Raw genomic sequence first — 17855 nt, forward strand, 5'->3', positions numbered from 1 at the left:
GATTTTTTCTCCAATTAGATTATTGTTTGAAAAATATTTTCAATTTTTCAATAATAGCTTTTATATAATATTCTCTGTCTTCTTTTAAAAAATAATTTTTATTTCCTACATTATCTGAAAAAAATTTTTCAAATACAAGTTTAGTACATATTGGAATAAGTTTTCCCTGCTGACCTAATCTTTCTATATCTTTACGTTTTTTACTAAATATTTTATTTCCTATCTCGCTATTTGACTGCTTATCTAATAAACATAAGTTTCCTATACCATTCAAAGAATCTTCATCTTTGAAATAATTATTTATTTCATCAAATATCTTCTCATTATATGGATTTTTTTTAGTTATTAATTCTTCTATTTTTGGTTTTAATTCATCACAATATTCGCTTACTTCTTTTAACCAAGCAATAATTTTTTTATTATCTTTATTTTTTATATCTTCTTTTATACTTTTTGAATTTTGAGCATAAATATGTTCAAGACTCCACTTTTCTAATTGAAATCTATTAAACTCAAAATATTTATGAGATCCCTTATCTTTTAATAAATAAGCTATATTAAATAAAACAAGTATTTTATAAATTATTTTTTTATGATTTTTATTATTAAAATTTAATTCCTGCAAAGCTTCTTCAAAATCATTGTCTTTAATTGATTTAAATAAACTAATATTATCTTCTATTGATTTTTTAAGGGATAAAGCAAAATTTATTTTATTTTGATCTTCTGTCCATCTTTCATAAATATCATTAATATCCATTATATTATTTAATATAAGAAATCCAATATAATGGAAAATATTTCTTTCTTCACCTATACCGTTTTGATTTGATGAAAAACTGTTTAATGTGTCTATACAATTTTCTAAATTTTCCCAAGTTTCTTTTAATTTATTTTCTTTATATAACTTATAAAAATATTCAAATATGGAATCATTTTTATTGTTCATTATAGCTTCAAGATATACTCTAATCCTTAAAAAATCATCATTTAATGTATTATCTTCTTTTGTTATATATTTATCATCTATTTTTTTTAACACACAATATCTGTAATCATTATTATACCTTAATTCTTTTTCTTCGTCATACCATTTTTCAGCTATTTCATCTATATTTTCAATACCATTACTTTTTGATAGAAATAATGCTTTAATATTCTCTTCCTCTAATAATGGGATTTTACCTATATTCAGTCTTATAAAAACATCTTCTTCTTTTTCATCATCTGCTATTTCATACCATAATACTTTACAGTTATTAAGTAATATATTATAAAAATCATTCTTATTTACTTTACTGCTAAAAAAGTCTCTTATATTTTTATATGCCTGAAAAAAATAATAAAAATCAATATTTTTTGCCTCATCTTCTTTTTTACTTTCTATATTGTCTAAAAACTCTGATGATTGTTTTCTAGTTTCGTATTTTATTGAAAAGAAAGATTTATTTTCAATATATTTAATTATTAAAAAAATAGTTGTTAGTCTCTGCTGACCATCAATAACAATATATTTATCTTCATCTTTTTTTACAACTATAGGCTGTAGAGAATAAAAATCATTATCATTTTTTTTATAATTAATAAAATCTATTATATCTTCTAATAGAGCATTTACTTCATTATCCCATCTATATCCTCTTTGATAACTTGGTATAAAAAAATTATTATTTTCTAACTCTTTAATAGGAATAAATCCATTTTCTATTTTTTTTAATTTCATTAAAACTCCTATAACATTTTTAATATACAATTATATAAACAATTATGAATTAATCAATGAATTATATATAACTTTATATATATTATAAAAATATGTAAATAAACCTTATAAAATCAATATTATACTTTTTAAGCATAAAATTATATAACAAATAAATATTTGATATAATTTATTTTTTCTGTAAAATACAAATAAATAAAAAAATAAAGGAGAAGAAAATAAAAAATGAATATAGAGGAGTTTATAAGATACTGCAAAGAAAATAATCCTATATCAAGCGAAGATAAAGAATTGTCGCCCTTTTTATATGAATGCTCTCAAAATGCAATAAAAATAACAACAGAGATTAATAGTAAATATCATAGTGCAGATGAAGTGAGAAAATTATTTGAAAAATTAACAAATGAAAAAATAGATGAAAGTTTTACACTCTTTCCGCCTTTTTACACAGATTTTGGAAGAAATATAAAAATAGGGAAGAATGTATTTTTTAACTGCGGATGTTCATTTCAGGATAGAGGAGGAATAACTATAGGGGATAATGTATTTATAGGAATGAATGTTATAATATCAACTTTAAATCACGGCATTGATTTAAAAGAGAGAAGCATAACATATCCGTCAAAAGTAACAATAGGAAATAATGTATGGATAGGTTCCGGAGCTAATATACTTGGAGGCGTAACTATAGGAGATAATTCAATAATAGCTGCTGGTGCTTTGATTAATAAAGATGTGCCTTCTAATGTAATAGTAGGAGGCATTCCTGCAAAAATCATACGATATATATAATGAACTTAAATTAAATTAAAAAAATAAAAAATATTTTAATTAAGGAGATAAAAATGAAAAAAATAATATTATCAATATCTTTACTTCTAACTTTTTTAATATCTTGTAATAATAACCAATCACAAAACAATCAATATAAAGGAGGGGATAATATGGATACAAGAGTTTTCAAAATTTACACAAATATCGAAATGAAAAAAGTGAGATTTAAAAACAGATACGGCATTGAAATTGCAGGAGATTTATATTTGCCTGAAAACTATGCTTCAAATAAAAATCCTGCTATAGTTATATCAGGACCATTCGGGGCAGTTAAAGAACAGGCATCAGGATTATATGCTCAGGAAATGGCTTCTTACGGATTTGTAAGTTTAGCATTTGATCCTTCTTTTACAGGTGAAAGCGGAGGAGATATAAGAAATACTGCTTCGCCTGATATATTTACTGAAGATTACAGTGCAGCTGTAGATTATTTAGGATTACTTGAATTTATAGACAGAAACCGCATCGGTGCAATAGGTATTTGCGGACTCTCTGGTATGGCTATTACTGCAGCTGGTACTGATACCAGAATAAAAGCCGTTGCCGCACTTTCAATGTATGATATGTCAAGGGATATGAGCAAAGGACATCAGGACTATTACACTCCTGAACAAAGAAGAAAAATAAAAGAATATTTAAGCACTCAGCGTTGGAAAGATGCTGAAAATAAAACTTATGCTTTAGGTAATCATGAGCCTTATTTTTTTGATGAGAACAATAATTTAATGGCTTCTGCAATGACTGTTCCTGAAGAACTTCCAGAAAATGCTGACCCTGTATTTGCTGCATTCTATAATTATTATGCTAAAAGAGCTTATCATCCTAGAGCTGTAAATTTTGTTACTTCTTGGATTGCTGCAATGCCTATGTCATTTTGGAATTTCCCTTTAATGGCTAATATAAAAGATGTTTCTCCTACTCCTATACTTTTAATAGCAGGAGACAGAGCACATTCAAGATACTATAGCGAAGATGTTTATAAAGAAGCATTAGAACCAAAAGAACTTTTAATAATAGAAGATGCTGATCATGTTGATTTATATGATAATATGGAAAAAATTCCTTTTGAAAAATTATCTCAATTCTTCAAAAACAATTTAAAGTAATTTAAAATAATTTTTTAATATTACTAATAAATTAAGCCTCACCCAAGTATTATATTTATTAATGCTTGGGTAATTTTTTTAATGCAATTTAAATAAAATTGGGGCGGGCATTATATTTTTAGTTTAAACTATAAAGAATTAAAAAAATAACTAATAAAATTAAAAAACATAAAGGGCTAAAGATTTTATTATTTTTTTATCATATATTATGAATTAAATTTATCAGTAAGTCTTTCCAAAAATATTTTAGAAGCTCTTGAAAACTCCTGATTTTTCTTCCATACAATATTAAGACCAGATTCTAATTTAGGCTTTAGAGGTATAAAACAAATATTTTGATTATTCATATTATCTATTAATTTATCCAAACATAAAGCATAACCCATACCCTCTCTGACCATAATTAATGCATTATAAATTAAATTATATGTAGCTGTTATATTAAGCTTATCAAAAGTATCAGAAAACCATCTTGAAAAATCATTATCCTGTATTTCAGTTTCAATTACCTGTCTTGAGATTATTAAAGGTATATTAAGCAGATCATTTTTGACTATATTTTTCTTTTTTGAAAGAATTGAATCTTTTCTCATAATTAATCCCCAAGTATCTTTTGCAGGTATTTTTAAATAATCATATTTAGATAAGTCGGCAGGATCAATTAATAATCCGAAATCTAATAATCCTTTATCCAATTTCTCTGTGATATCCTGAAAATTTCCGCTATGAACATTATATTTTATATTAGGATAACATTCTTGCATATCTTTCATAACAGAAGCAATCAAACTCATAGCCCAAGTTTCTCCTGCTCCTATAAATATATCTCCTGCTATCACTTTATCAGTAAAATTAAATTCCGCCCTAGTTTTATCTATCATATTAATTATTTCTTCGGCTCTTTTCTTTAATAAAATTCCTTCAGGAGTAAGAACTATATTATTATGCTTTCTAAAAAAAAGTTTATGCCCTATATCTTTCTCCAAAATATTTATCTGACGCGAAAGATTAGGCTGAGTTAAATTAAGATACTTTGCAGCTTTAGTAACATTTCCTTCTCTCACAGCCGCCAAAAAATATTTTAAAACTCTAATTTCCATATAATTCCCAAAAATATAATGCTTACTATTTATTATTATCATCTGTTTTAAGAACACTTATAAATGCATCCTGAGGTATTTCAACATTACCAATAGTCTTCATACGCTTTTTACCCTCTTTTTGTTTTTCAAGAAGCTTTCTTTTTCTTGTAATATCGCCTCCATAGCATTTTGCCGTAACATTTTTTCTTAATGCACTTATATTCTCACGGGCTATAATTCTTCCGCCTATAGCTGCCTGTAATGGTATCTGAAACATATGCTTAGGAATAAGATGCTTTAACTTTTCTATAATTTGTCTGCCTCTCGCTTCAGCATTGCTTCTATGCGACATAAATGATAATGCATCTACTACCTCGCCATGAACTAATATATCTATTTTTTCTATTTGGCTTTCTCTGAAATCAGAAAAATCATAATCGAATGATGCATATCCTCTTGAAATAGATTTTAATTTATCATAGAAATCATATACTACTTCTATTAAAGGCAAATCAAATTTAATTTCTGCCCTTTTATCATCTAAATAAGTTAAAGAAGTTTGAGTGCCTCTTCTATCAATACAAAGCGAAATAATATTTCCTAAATAATCCGAAGGCACTATTATTAATGCATTGATAAAAGGTTCATAACATTTTTCTATATACTGCCCAGACGGAAAATCAGCAGGATTGTCAATAATTTTTTCTTCGCCGTTTGTGAGTTTTAATTTTACTTCTACAGAAGGGCTTGTTATTACCAAATTAAGATTAAACTCTCTTTCAAGCCTCTCCTGTACTATTTCCAAATGTAAAAGTCCCAAAAATCCGCATCTGTATCCAAATCCCAAAGCAATAGAACGCTCAGGCTCATAAATTAAAGAAGCATCATTTAATTTTAATTTTTCTAATGCCTTTTGTAAGTTTGTATAATCTTCATCTTCGGCAGGGAATATTCCTGCAAATACCATAGGAAGTACTTCTTTATAGCCTATCAAAGGCTCATCGGAAGGATTTTCTTTGAGTGTAATAGTATCTCCTATTTTTATATCGGATATATTTTTAATGCCCGCTATAATATAGCCTACATCTCCGCTTTTAAGTTCATTTGCAGATTTAAGTCCAAGTAAAAGAGTACCGCATTCTTCTGTTTCATATTCGGCTTTAGTTTCCATTAAAAGAAGTTTATCATTTTTCTTTATAGAACCGTCAAATATTCTCACTATCATAACAGCACCGCGAAAAGGATCATAATAAGAATCAAATATCAAGCCTCTGGTTTTTTTACTAGTATTGTCTTTAGGAGCAGGTATCATTTTAACAATAGCTTCAAGTATTTCATCTATACCTATATCATTTTTTGCACTTGCTAGAACTATATCTTCTTTATTAACTCCGAATTCTTTTTCCATCTGCTCTTTACATAATTCAATATTCGCAGCAGGCAAATCTATTTTATTAATAACAGGAACAATCTCTAAATTATTCTCAAATGCCAAATAAAAATTAGAAATAGTCTGAGCCTCAACACCCTGAGCCGCATCAACTACCAATACAGCACCCTCGCATGCAGCAAGAGAACGCGAAACTTCATAGTTAAAGTCAACATGTCCGGGCGTATCAATCAGATTAAGAGTATAAACTTCTCCGTTTTCAGCCTGATAAGATAATTTAACTGCCTGACTTTTTATTGTTATTCCCCTTTCTCTTTCTATATCCATAGAATCCAATATTTGCGATTTCATTTCTCTGCTTGATACTGCTTTTGTATGTTCTATTATTCTGTCGGCTAATGTGCTTTTGCCATGATCAACATGTGCTATAATACAAAAATTTCTAATTTTTTCAGCGTATGACATTTATTAAAATATATCCTTATTAAAAAATGATAAATTATGATGTTTTTTATTTGATGATATATTATAATACAGCGATTATGTTTTTGCAAATATTTTTCAATTATTTATAAAATAAACATAAGTTAAATAAAATAATTATTATAATTAATTTTAATTTCGATAATAATATAAAAATACGGTAAAAATTGGATATATATTTTTTATGATTAGAGAATCTATTAAACATGCATTAGCAGATTACAGTATAATAGAAATAACTACAAGAATACTCCTAGCGTATATGATGGGTATATTTATAGGCTGGGAAAGAGAACATCATAAAAAACCTATAGGAAGCAGAACTACTAGTATTGTTTGTATGGGAGCTGCTATTTTATCATGCTATGAAGATGTTTTTGCTCATACTATAATGCTTGAAAATGCCGAATTGGTAAGATTAGGAAGCAAACTTCTATATACTGCCCCTGATTATAATAGAATATCTGCACAAATAGTTTCAGGCATTGGTTTTTTAGGTGCAGGTATGATTATACAAAATAGAGGAAAGCTGCATGGAATAACAACTGCCGCCATAGTTTGGGTTACAGCATGTCTAGGCATAGTTATAGGCTCAGGACAATGGATATTATCTGCTATAGGCTGTGTATGCATATTTCTAAGTACATCTATTTACAGATTCTTTATACCATACTATATATCAAATAAAAAGAAATCTATATCATATATAATTGAACATTCTCATAAAATAGATATAGAAACTGAGCTTGACAGATTCGGAATAAAAGTTCATAATTTAGAAATATTGGGCTGGAAAGAAAATCATAATAATGAAAAATGTCCTAATATAATAAGTAAGATAAATATGCTTGTGCCTCAATTGGATTACAAAAATATAGAAAGTATATTAAAAAGTTTGGAAATAAAGATTTTAACTATAGCAAAAAATAAAAAATCAAAATATGAATATTAGTATATGCATAAAAAATTTTAAAATAGATAATTATAATATAAAAGAAAAAGAAATTAATATATATCCTATTACAATATTTTCAAATGATGATAATTATTTACTCAATTTAATTTGGTATATTAATAACTGCATGTTTTTTGAATTTTATAGAATCAATGATTATGAATTATTATCTATAAGCAAAATTATAAGCGGAATTATGGAAAATGATAATTATCAGAATAATATTGATAATAACACAATAATAGAATGTATAAACTTCATAAATGATATACTTGATACCAATAAGAAAAAAATTATATCAAAAATATTTTTAGAACATAATGATATTGATATAGAAGAAATATATTTAAAACCAAATTATAATTATGAAATTAATATTAATTCAAACTTTGAAAACGATAATATTATAAATATTATTTTCAGTTTTGAAGGTATAAGTTTATCATCAAAACTTTTTTTCAGCAGGAAAATAGATATTTTTATTACAGTATTAGAAAATATATTAAAAATTTTATTGAATAAAAATATATCAAGTACTTTATACATATCAGATTATAATTTTAAAAATATTGATTTAGAAAATGCTGATAAAAAAAATATGCCTTTGATGGATTTTATGTTTAAGATAAACGAAATAAGTAAAAAATATGATTTATCAAATATAAAAAATAGATTAGATTTAATAAAAACATTTACTAATCATTATAATCATAATATGATAATAGAAAACTGTAATGAATTTAGTGATATTATTAATAATTACTCTAATAAAAATAATTTATTATTAAGCTTTTCTTCAGATAAATTAAATAATATAATTTCAGATAAAAATATTAAAGTTTATTAAATGATATATTTAAAAATTAATTTATATCATATCACAAATTTAAAAAGTCTGTATAAAAAAATCAAAGTCTTACTTTAATACTATTTTTACGAAGATACTCTTTTAATTCTTTTATATCAATTTCTTTAAAATGAAATATAGAAGCAGCAAGCCCCGCATCAACACCATTAACCTGAAATACATCTTTAAAATGCTCCATATTGCCCGCACCTCCTGAAGCAATTAAAGGTATAGAAACATTATCAGCTATCTCTTTGAGAAGTTCTATATCAAAACCGTTTTTTACTCCGTCTGTATCTATACTATTTATTACAAGTTCGCCTGCTCCTTTTTTTTCTCCATCTGCAGCCCATTTAACAGCATCAATACCTGTATCCTCTCTGCCGCCTTTAGAAAATACAGAATATTTTCCATTAACTCTTTTTATATCTATAGAAAGAACTACGCACTGATTACCGTATTTTTCAGCAGCTTCTCTTATCAAATTAGGATTTTTTATTGCACCTGAATTTACACTTACCTTATCAGCACCTGATTTTAATACCATATCAAAATCTTTTATAGTATTTATTCCCCCGCCTACTGTAAGAGGTATGAATATTTCATTTGCAACTTTCTCAAGTACATTTACAAATAGTTTTCTGCCCTCATAAGAAGCTGTAATATCATAAAATACAAGCTCATCAGCCTGCATATTATTATAATATCTGGCAAGCTCTACAGGATCATCAACATCTTTTAAACCTTCAAAATTAGTACCCTTTACAACTCTGCCGTCTCTCACATCCAAACAGGGTATTATTCTCTTTGTTATCATACTAGAACACCTAATTTAATTTGTAAAATTATATAGTAAAAAATATATTTCGTAAAGCAAAAATAAAGCTGTATTAATAATATAATTTTTTATCTTTTATATTTTATTTGCCATGCGTACTTAAAGCATCATCAATATCTGCAGAAGTTTCAATGCTTGCAATATCCTTAGCATCATAATCTTTAATAGGTATTCTGTTTCTAATAGCAGCATAAACAGTAGGTACTATAACAAGAGTAAATAATGTAGAAACTGCCAATCCTCCAAGCACTGCCAATGATAAAGGCTTATACATTTCATTTCCCTCTCCGCTAGATAATGCCATAGGAAGCAGCCCTAATATAGTAGTAAGAGAAGTCATAAGTACAGGTCTTAATCTTCTAGGACCTGCAATTAAAGCTGCAGCATCTCCGTTAATCTTTTTTTCATGCATAAGCTGATTCATATAGTCAATGAGTACAATGCCGTTATTAACTACAATACCAATAAGAACTATAACTCCTATTCCGCTGTATACACTCAAAGTCTGCCCTGTGATAAGCAGCAGTATAATAGAGCCTGCAAAACCAAATGGTATAGCAAGGGCTATTACAAAAGGTGCAATATATGATTCAAACTGACTAGCCATAATAGCATAAACTAATACTAAAGCTAATAATAATGCCTGTAAAAGCTGTCCGAAAGCCTCCTGCATATCTTCATAATCTCCTGAATAAATTATAGTAAAACCAGAAGGTATAAATACTTTTTCATTTATGGCAGACTGAATATCCGCCATTATTTGATTCATAGGTCTTCCATATCCTGAAGCTGTAATAGATGTTATTCTGCTGTCATTTTTTCTTTCTATTTCAGTAGGGGCAAAATCTTTATCAACATAAGCGATAGCCGAAATAGGAACCATACCATTAGGCGTATTAATAAGCATTCTTTTTACATCTTCTATATTAATTCTGTCTTTTTCATTTAATCTCACTATAACATCAATATCAGTAACATCTGAATTATCAGGCGTCATTCTAGTAGCTGTAGTACCGCCGAAGCTGGTTTTAATAGAATTAGCAACAGTATTTATATTTATTCCCATTTTTGAAGCTAAATCTCTGTTTATTTTAACATTTAATTCGGGGCTTGAATCATTTTTCTTTAAGCGAACATCTCTAAGTCCTGGAACATCCTGCAATGCTGCTATTACATTATTAGCTAAATCTCCTGCCCTATTTAAATCTTCGCCGACTATATCTATATCTATACCGCTTGAATCTCCTCCTCCGCCTCCGCTCATACTTGCAACACTATCAACATTTATTTTTGCTGGGTATCCTGATAATAATTTTCTTACTTCTTCAACATAATTTTCTGTTTCTTTAGTTCTTCCTTCTGATTTATCTATAAGCTTAACTCTTATATCTGCTTTATTGGCATCAGAACCTGATCTTGTTCTAGTTTGAATCCTGCTTAAATCTTTACCTATATATTGGGATATATCATATCTCATTCTATCTACAAAAGAATCCGTCTGCTCTTTTCTAGTACCTATAGGCATCTGTATGCTTGCTTTTAACTGTCCTTCATCAGATTTTGGGAAGCCTTCTTTACCTATAAATATTAATCCTATAGTTATAATAGAAAATACTATTACTATAACAGGTATTAATACTCTATTTTTATGATGTACAGAATAATTTAGTATCTTTTCATATACATAATTAACTTTAGAATGAAAATGCTTATCAAAGAATACTTCAAAACGATTTAAAAATTTAGATTTTTTAGTAGTAATTAATCTTGCACCAAGCATAGGCACTATTGTCAAAGCAACAGCTAAAGAAGCTATCATAGAAACTGTAACAGTAATACATAAGTCTCTAAACATCTGTCCTGTCTGACCTTCAACAAAGAGGAAAGGAAGAAATACCGCTATTGTAGTAAGTGTAGAAGCAGATATAGCAAGTGCAACTGTAGAAGTACCGTCTATTGCAGAAGAATATTTACCATAACCATTATTTCTATAATAGAATATATTTTCAAGCACTACTATAGAGTTATCAACCATCATTCCTATGCCAAGTACCAGCCCTGAAAGAGATATAATATTTAAAGTAGTTCCAAAGAAATACATCAAAGTGAATGTAACAATAATAGACATAGGGATAGATATAGCTATAATGGCTACAGTTCTTACATTCCATAAATAAATCATAAGTATTATAACGGCAAATAATCCCCCCTGCCAAGCAGTATCAAGCACTCCTTTAATAGCCTTATTCACATTATCAGCACTATTAAATAATATTTCGTATTTTATATCTCCGGGTAAATTAAGACTGTCAAGCCTTTTTTTTATAGCATCGGAAACGGCAACAGTATTAGCTCCTGATTCTTTATTTATAGAAATTGTAACAGCAGGCGTTCCATTAACCTTAATAATATCTCCGTCCTCATCATAACCTTCATAAATTACAGCTAATTCTCTAAGTCTTACAGGAGTATTATTATTTTTTAATGATACAACAACATTTCCTATATCATCAACCGTTTTAAACTCTCCTGTAGTTCTTAAAGTATATTTATAAACACCCTCATAGGTTTCTCCGCCTGATATATTCTGATTTTCCATATTCAAAGTATTTACTATAGAATTAATATCAAGCCCATAAGCCTGAAGCCTATTCATATCAACATCAACTTTAATCTGAGTTTTAAGTCCGCCTCTAATCTGAGCCATAGCTACACCGCCTACCTGCTCTATACTTGTTATGATTTGATTATCAACTAAATTATATAATGCGGATAAATTTTCAGTACCGTAAAAGGATATATCCATAACGGGTATATTTGAAGTAGAAAATTTATAAACAGCAGGGCTTTCAGCATCATCAGGCAAAGCTTTTCTTATCCTATCTATAGCCTCTCTAATATCAGCTGTGGCAGAAGCTAAATCACTTCCCCAATTAAATTCAACAAAAACACTAGACCATTCTTGTTTAGAAGATGAGCTTACCTCTTTAATATTATTAACAGATGAAACAGCACCTTCTATTAATTTAGAAACAGATTTTTCAACTTCCTCAGGACCTGCATTTTTATACTCAGTTCTTATGCTTATAAAAGGAAGCTCCAAATCAGGCAGAAAGTCAACAGGAAGCCTAGATAAACTAACAGCTCCAAGTATAACAACAGCAACTATACCCATAAAAACTGCTACAGGTCTTTTTACTATTAATTCAATAAAACTTCTCATAATCACTCCCTAAAATTAACTGCCTACTGAATAAATACTATTATCAGAAGTGCCGTCAGAAGCATTTTGCGTATTATTATTTTTAGGTTTTTCGGCAGTATTATCTTTTTTATCCGCAGAATCATTATTATTTCTGCTTGATTGTGCAGTATTCTGTTTTGATTGTGCAGCATTAGTTTTTGATGATAAAGTACTTGGTTTTTTTGATTGTACAGTATTAGATTGTTCTATATTAGTAACTTTTGAAGATAATGCATTATTAGTTTCTGCAGATGCATTAGGCGGAGTAATATATTCCAAAATTGTAGGATCATTTTCTATTCTATTGACTAATGAGCCGTTTCTTAAAAACTCGCGTCCGAACATAACAACTTCTTCTCCTTCTTCAAGTCCGCTGCTTAATGCAACTTTATCTTTGGAAGTAAATAATACATTAACTTCTCTTGTATATGCTCTATATCTTGCAGTATTTGAGTTTACAGTATTTACTTCCGAAGGAATATTATCAGCATTATCTTCTTTTACTACATATATATAATTTTTTCCCAAATCATCGCTGAACATAGCACTATTTGGTATAACAAATACATTATCAGCAGAGTTTAAAAGTATTGATACATCAGAAAACATTCCAGGTAAAAGCAGTTTTTCTCTATTATCTATTAAAGCCTTAACCATTAAAGTACGGGTAGAAGGATTAACAGCATAATCTCTCTTTGTTATAACAGCTTCTATTTCTTTATTAGGAGCGGAAGGAACTCTTATTAAAACTTTCTGTCCTAATACTATGCCTGAAATAGATCGTTCAGGAACTTGTATTTCAACTTCTAACTGACTAATATCTGCAACATTGGCTATGGGTGTAGCTGCTGCTATAGAAGAGCCTACCGCCATATATGTAGTTGTAACATAACCTGATATAGGTGTTCTTGCAGGAGCATAAGAATAATTAGCACCTATTACAAATCTGTCAATTAAAGCTATAGTATCTCCCTTATTTACAAAACTGCCTTCATATTTTAGTATATTAGCTATTTTTCCGGGTACATCTGATGATATTTCTACCTCTTTTATTGCTTTAATTTCAGCAGAAAGATCTAAATATTCATCTAAATGCTGTTTTATAGGGGCTGCCACTAAAACGCTTATAGGATTCTCTTTTCTTTTTAAATCCTCCTGCTTTTTCTTACATGAAACAAATATAATAGAAATAAATAATAAAATAATTAAAAAAAATTTAATATCTATTTTTTTTATAATTATATATCTTTTTCTTATCATCATAATCTCCTTAATCTGCCTATAATAATCTTAATTTAAGCACCTAAGAGTTTTAATATTTGCAAAGTGCTTGAAAAATATTCGTATATAGCCTGTAAATATGCAAGCTGTGCATTCAAATAAGTAATTTCAGCATCATTAACTTCAAGTGTAGATATAGTTCCGCCTCTATACTGCCTTTGAGCCATTTGCAAAGCATAAGCTGCAGTTCTTGCATTTTCAGCCTGCGACTCTAAATTTAATGCCTGAGATTTTGCAGTAGAAATCAAATCTCTGCTGTTTATCTCTATAATATCCCTTAACTGTTCATAATTTATTTCCATCTGCCTTATACTCAGCTCAATTTCTTCTGCTCCCTTAGCAGTAGAAGAAAAAGGCAGAAGAGAATCAAGAGCATAATTAAGAGAAAAACCTACACCCCAATTAAACTCGCCTTCTCTATTTTTTTTGAATGTGCCGTTTTCCATTTTTATTTTATCTATAGTTGTTATTCCTACATTAGCATTTGCTGATAATGTGGGCCATAAATAGCTTCTTGCTACTTTCCTATTATACTCTAACATTTTTAAATTGCTACCCATACTTTTTAATTCTATATTATTATTCATTATAATAGTAAGCAGATCATTAAAAGGTATATCAGGTAATGATATATTGGTGGCATCTAATATACTTCCTACTAAATCTACTTCATCTCCCGCATTTGTAAGTCCTATTTGCCTTATAAATGTTAATTTCAAACTTTGATACTGATTGCTTAATGTTATAACCTGAGGCTTTGTACTTTCATACTGTACTTTTGAGTTTAAATATTCATATTCTGATACTTGTCCGTTTCTGTATTTTAAATAAGTTTCTCTCATTCTATTGCTGTAATTAAGCTGCTGCTGTAAATATACTTTATAGTTTTCCTGAGCTACGAAAGTATTATAAAAATTTAGTTTTGTATTTAAATCAACATTAAGCCTTTCGTCATAATATATATCTTTTTTCATCTGCAGATTAATATCTCTTGCCCTATCTGTATTCCAATTTCTAAATCCTGTGAACAATGTTTTTGATAATGATGCTGAAGCATTCCAAGTATCAGGACTTGAATAAATACCTGTTGAAGTATTATTTATACTGTATTCTCTGGGTTCAGATAAATTCAGTCCGCCGCTTATAGTTAAAGAAGGAAGAAATAAATCTGAAAATGATGCATCCTTTTGAACCTGTGCTATACGAACATCATATTCAGCCTGCTTTAATGTTTTATCATAATCGAAAGCTATGATTAAAGCATCTTCTAATGTTATAGATATTTTATCATTTGTTCTATTTATATATTCTGTAAAATTTGTATCCTGCGAATGTAAACTCAAATTAAAACTCAAATTAAAACTCAAAATTAAACCAAAAATCAAACGAGAATAAAATTTCAAAATCTGCTCCTGTATAATTTATAATATTTATTTAATATTATAAACTTAAAAATATCAAATCATAGTATACAATAAAATAATAATAATTAGACGAATAAATATAAAAATAGTTCCTCTTATATTTATTTTCGTATTTTTTATAAAATTTTTACAAGCAAATCAAAAACCGATTCATCTATATAAGAAGCTGTTTTAATATCTTCTATTGACATATCTGACATATCAAAATTTACAAGCAATTTATTTTCATCTGCATTATACATATATAATATAGTTTTAGATAAATTTTCTATTTCTATAGGACTTAAATTTGTAAATGCATATCTAAAATTCGGCAAAATTTCTATAAATTTGTCTTCATCTAATTTTTTTATAATATTATCAATACTTTTTATAATACTGTCATTAATAAATAATATATCCCTAGCCGCCAAAAGTATGCCATTTAAAAAATATGAAGCATCTTCGCTGTCTGAGGATTCTAAAAAACTTGATACTATATGAGAAAACTCATCACCGCTTAATCTTCCTGATTTATATTTAATAGAAAGACAAACGGCATATATATGAGAGCTTCCGAATGTATTATCAAGCATTGAATCTATTTTATCATTAAATATGTCTATATCGCAGAAGCTTGGATTTTCTAATGTAAATGAATATAAGTTCTTTATATAATGAGAATTTTTTAATGCTTCTTTTTCATCTAAATTTTTCATAGATTCCATATTAACAACAGCAAGTATAAATGTATGCTTAGACAGTGATTCAACTGCAGGCATAATATCATAATTATCAAATAAAGATTTTCTTTCTTTAGATAAATTATCATTGATAGCCTCCATATTAGTTAAATATGATAAATTATTTAAGCATAAACATAAACTTACAAAATCATTGTCATTTAATATAATTTCTTCTATTCTTTTATAATTATCTATAAAAAAACTATAAATACCCATAACATTAGCTTCTATCATTAGTTTTGAAACTTCATTAGAATCTATATTATTTATAAGTCTGTCGGCTATAATATTTCCTGCAAGCTCTTCTATAGTTACTCCGTAAACAGATTTATCTATCAAAGAAGATTCAACTGATGCTTTATATTCATATTTCCAAACTTCGCGTGCTAAGTTCTTATTAATTTTATTCACATAATCAGGTCCTTTTTCTAATTTACAGAAATCTGCATCTAAAAAAAGCATCTTATGAAAAAATTTACTCTTTTCAAAATGATTTTTATCCTTTATTATATCAAGTACAGATTCTATTTCCTGTTTCTTATCAATTTTTATTTTATATTCCCTGCATTTATTTCTAAAATCTATTACAACAGGAGGAACAATACTTTTTGAAGATACCTTTCCGTTTGCAATACCTGAAAGAAGCCTCATCATCAAATCAAGATTATTTGTATTTTCAAAATATATATCGCCTTTAACGAATGCACTTTTAGCGGCATCTATAAGTTCATAAACACCTGCAGATTTTTTTTTACGAAGCTTAGCAAGATTAACAGCCATATAATAAGCATTAATGCAGTCTGGTATGCTTACATTATGATTATGTCTGTCTATATTTGAAGCTTTTATTATAAATGACATAACTACATTTAAAAAAGTATTGCCTATATCATTATTTTTATCTTCATATTTTTCGAGCTCTCTGTAAACAAAATCATAAAAGGCTGGAAACTCTATGCCTGCCTGATATCCTTTTCTTTTGTCTGCCTCTTCAAATGAATAAGGTATTAAATAGCTTGAAGTATTTGAAGCAATATATTTTTTTAAACTCTTATATTTTTTATCTAATATTTTATTATTTTTTTCATTTTCTTTTAATTTATCTATTATGCCTTTAGTATGAAAACTTCCTGTAACTGCTAAAACTCTGCTGTACTTATTTAATGCTTCATAAATATTTTTAGCCATTACATATTCTCTGTTTCTAGTTTCAAAATCTTCATCTTCTATCAAACGCATATAATAGCCCAAAGCATAAACACTTCTTATAAAATCTTTAGTTTCTTTAGATATTCCGTTTATTTCAAAATCTCTCTCCCAAAGCTCAGAAAAAGTTCTAAGCCCTGACTTATTTGTAAGCTCAACTGTATATGCATTAATATTAAATTTATTATCATCATTATCATATATTGATATCAGTCTGTTTTTAGATGTTTCTTTATTATTATCTGTATCATCTGTATTATCATTATCTATATCATTTATTTCATCAGATATTGAATTTTCTATCATAAAAGCATAAGGCATATCTATAAAACTGCAGTGTATATTATTTTTTAGAGATTCTTTTATAGCGGTAAATTCAGGGGAATAATTCAAAAAAGGATAATAGCATCTATATTTAGAATTATTATTATCAATATAATTTGAATAAATACAAAAAGGGGCTTTAGTATCTTCTTCTATCATATATTTCATCAAATTATTACAGTCGCTCGGACCTTCTATAAGTACAGCATCAGGCTTAAAATCATCAAAAACTTTTTTTAAATGATAAGAGCATGCAGGAGAATGGTGTCTTATAGGAAAAAATATTATATTTTCTTTTATGCTTTCAGAAAAATGTTCTTCAAAATTATTATTATCTTTATTTGTTTTTTTCATTATTTAGTTCTCTTTATAAATTAAATTTTTAATATATAT

The 17855-nt window shown here is 27.7% G+C and carries 12 protein-coding genes; 4 read left to right on the plus strand and 8 right to left on the minus strand.

Annotation, left to right across the window (positions count from 1 at the left end; genetic code table 11):
- Positions 1–19: 19 nt before the first annotated feature.
- Positions 20–1723, minus strand: coding sequence for a DUF262 domain-containing protein (locus tag QZ288_RS00470; RefSeq protein WP_295153809.1), 1704 nt, complete (start codon positions 1721–1723; stop codon positions 20–22).
- 225 nt (positions 1724–1948) lie between these two features.
- Between QZ288_RS00470 and QZ288_RS00475 the strand changes: the two genes are divergently transcribed.
- Both QZ288_RS00475 and QZ288_RS00480 read left to right on the plus strand, forming a co-directional pair.
- A complete protein-coding gene (locus QZ288_RS00475) occupies positions 1949–2515 on the plus strand; it encodes a DapH/DapD/GlmU-related protein (protein ID WP_295153811.1) in 567 nt (188 codons plus the stop codon).
- Between the two features lie 53 nt (positions 2516–2568).
- Positions 2569–3663 carry an alpha/beta hydrolase gene (locus QZ288_RS00480; RefSeq protein ID WP_295153813.1) on the plus strand — a complete coding sequence of 365 codons (1095 nt, stop codon included), beginning with the start codon at positions 2569–2571 and terminating at the stop codon, positions 3661–3663.
- A 206-nt stretch (positions 3664–3869) separates the two neighbouring features.
- On the opposite strand, the gene QZ288_RS00485 is transcribed toward QZ288_RS00480, so the two are convergent.
- Together QZ288_RS00485 and lepA are read right to left on the minus strand one after the other, a co-directional pair.
- Positions 3870–4763, minus strand: coding sequence for a LysR family transcriptional regulator (locus QZ288_RS00485; protein WP_295153815.1), 894 nt, complete (start codon positions 4761–4763; stop codon positions 3870–3872).
- Between the two features lie 25 nt (positions 4764–4788).
- A complete protein-coding gene (lepA, locus tag QZ288_RS00490; RefSeq protein WP_295153817.1) occupies positions 4789–6600 on the minus strand; it encodes a translation elongation factor 4 in 1812 nt (603 codons plus the stop codon).
- A 202-nt stretch (positions 6601–6802) separates the two neighbouring features.
- Here lepA and QZ288_RS00495 point away from each other — a divergent pair, with 202 nt between their 5' ends.
- Positions 6803–7570 carry an MgtC/SapB family protein gene (locus tag QZ288_RS00495; RefSeq protein ID WP_295153819.1) on the plus strand — a complete coding sequence of 256 codons (768 nt, stop codon included), beginning with the start codon at positions 6803–6805 and terminating at the stop codon, positions 7568–7570.
- Entirely contained in the window at positions 7560–8420 is an 861-nt protein-coding gene (locus QZ288_RS00500; protein ID WP_295153821.1) for a hypothetical protein, read from the plus strand. Before QZ288_RS00495 ends, QZ288_RS00500 begins: the two co-directional genes overlap by 11 nt.
- Before the next feature lie 61 nt (positions 8421–8481).
- On the opposite strand, the gene hisF is transcribed toward QZ288_RS00500, so the two are convergent.
- From hisF to QZ288_RS00525, 5 genes are all read right to left on the minus strand, one after another.
- The gene (hisF, locus tag QZ288_RS00505) at positions 8482–9237 is read right to left on the minus strand and encodes an imidazole glycerol phosphate synthase subunit HisF (protein WP_295153823.1); all 756 of its coding nucleotides are present in this window, start codon (positions 9235–9237) and stop codon (positions 8482–8484) included.
- Between the two features lie 103 nt (positions 9238–9340).
- Positions 9341–12481 (minus strand): efflux RND transporter permease subunit, encoded by a 3141-nt coding sequence (locus QZ288_RS00510; protein WP_295153825.1) that lies wholly within the window; start codon positions 12479–12481, stop codon positions 9341–9343.
- 15 nt (positions 12482–12496) lie between these two features.
- Entirely contained in the window at positions 12497–13762 is a 1266-nt protein-coding gene (locus tag QZ288_RS00515; protein WP_295153827.1) for an efflux RND transporter periplasmic adaptor subunit, read from the minus strand.
- Positions 13763–13797: 35 nt separating this feature from the next.
- Positions 13798–15186 (minus strand): TolC family protein, encoded by a 1389-nt coding sequence (locus QZ288_RS00520; protein ID WP_295153829.1) that lies wholly within the window; start codon positions 15184–15186, stop codon positions 13798–13800.
- A 137-nt stretch (positions 15187–15323) separates the two neighbouring features.
- Complete coding sequence (locus tag QZ288_RS00525) at positions 15324–17816, minus strand: DUF5682 family protein (protein WP_295153831.1); 2493 nt, start codon at positions 17814–17816, stop codon at positions 15324–15326.
- Positions 17817–17855 lie beyond the last annotated feature (39 nt).

Origin of the sequence: uncultured Brachyspira sp. (genome assembly GCF_910578695.1) — a bacterium.
Lineage (GTDB): Bacteria > Spirochaetota > Brachyspiria > Brachyspirales > Brachyspiraceae > Brachyspira.

Excerpts from the sequence above, each read along its gene's own strand:
- QZ288_RS00470 (WP_295153809.1), bottom strand. The coding sequence starts at position 1,723 with ATGAAATTAAAAAAAATAGAAAATGGATTTATTCCTATTAAAGAGTTA.
- hisF (WP_295153823.1), bottom strand. The coding sequence starts at position 9,237 with ATGATAACAAAGAGAATAATACCCTGTTTGGATGTGAGAGACGGCAGA.
- QZ288_RS00475 (WP_295153811.1), top strand. The coding sequence starts at position 1,949 with ATGAATATAGAGGAGTTTATAAGATACTGCAAAGAAAATAATCCTATA.
- QZ288_RS00525 (WP_295153831.1), bottom strand. The coding sequence starts at position 17,816 with ATGAAAAAAACAAATAAAGATAATAATAATTTTGAAGAACATTTTTCT.
- QZ288_RS00515 (WP_295153827.1), bottom strand. The coding sequence starts at position 13,762 with ATGATAAGAAAAAGATATATAATTATAAAAAAAATAGATATTAAATTT.
- QZ288_RS00485 (WP_295153815.1), bottom strand. The coding sequence starts at position 4,763 with ATGGAAATTAGAGTTTTAAAATATTTTTTGGCGGCTGTGAGAGAAGGA.
- QZ288_RS00480 (WP_295153813.1), top strand. The coding sequence starts at position 2,569 with ATGAAAAAAATAATATTATCAATATCTTTACTTCTAACTTTTTTAATA.
- QZ288_RS00500 (WP_295153821.1), top strand. The coding sequence starts at position 7,560 with ATGAATATTAGTATATGCATAAAAAATTTTAAAATAGATAATTATAAT.
- QZ288_RS00510 (WP_295153825.1), bottom strand. The coding sequence starts at position 12,481 with ATGAGAAGTTTTATTGAATTAATAGTAAAAAGACCTGTAGCAGTTTTT.
- QZ288_RS00495 (WP_295153819.1), top strand. The coding sequence starts at position 6,803 with ATGATTAGAGAATCTATTAAACATGCATTAGCAGATTACAGTATAATA.
- lepA (WP_295153817.1), bottom strand. The coding sequence starts at position 6,600 with ATGTCATACGCTGAAAAAATTAGAAATTTTTGTATTATAGCACATGTT.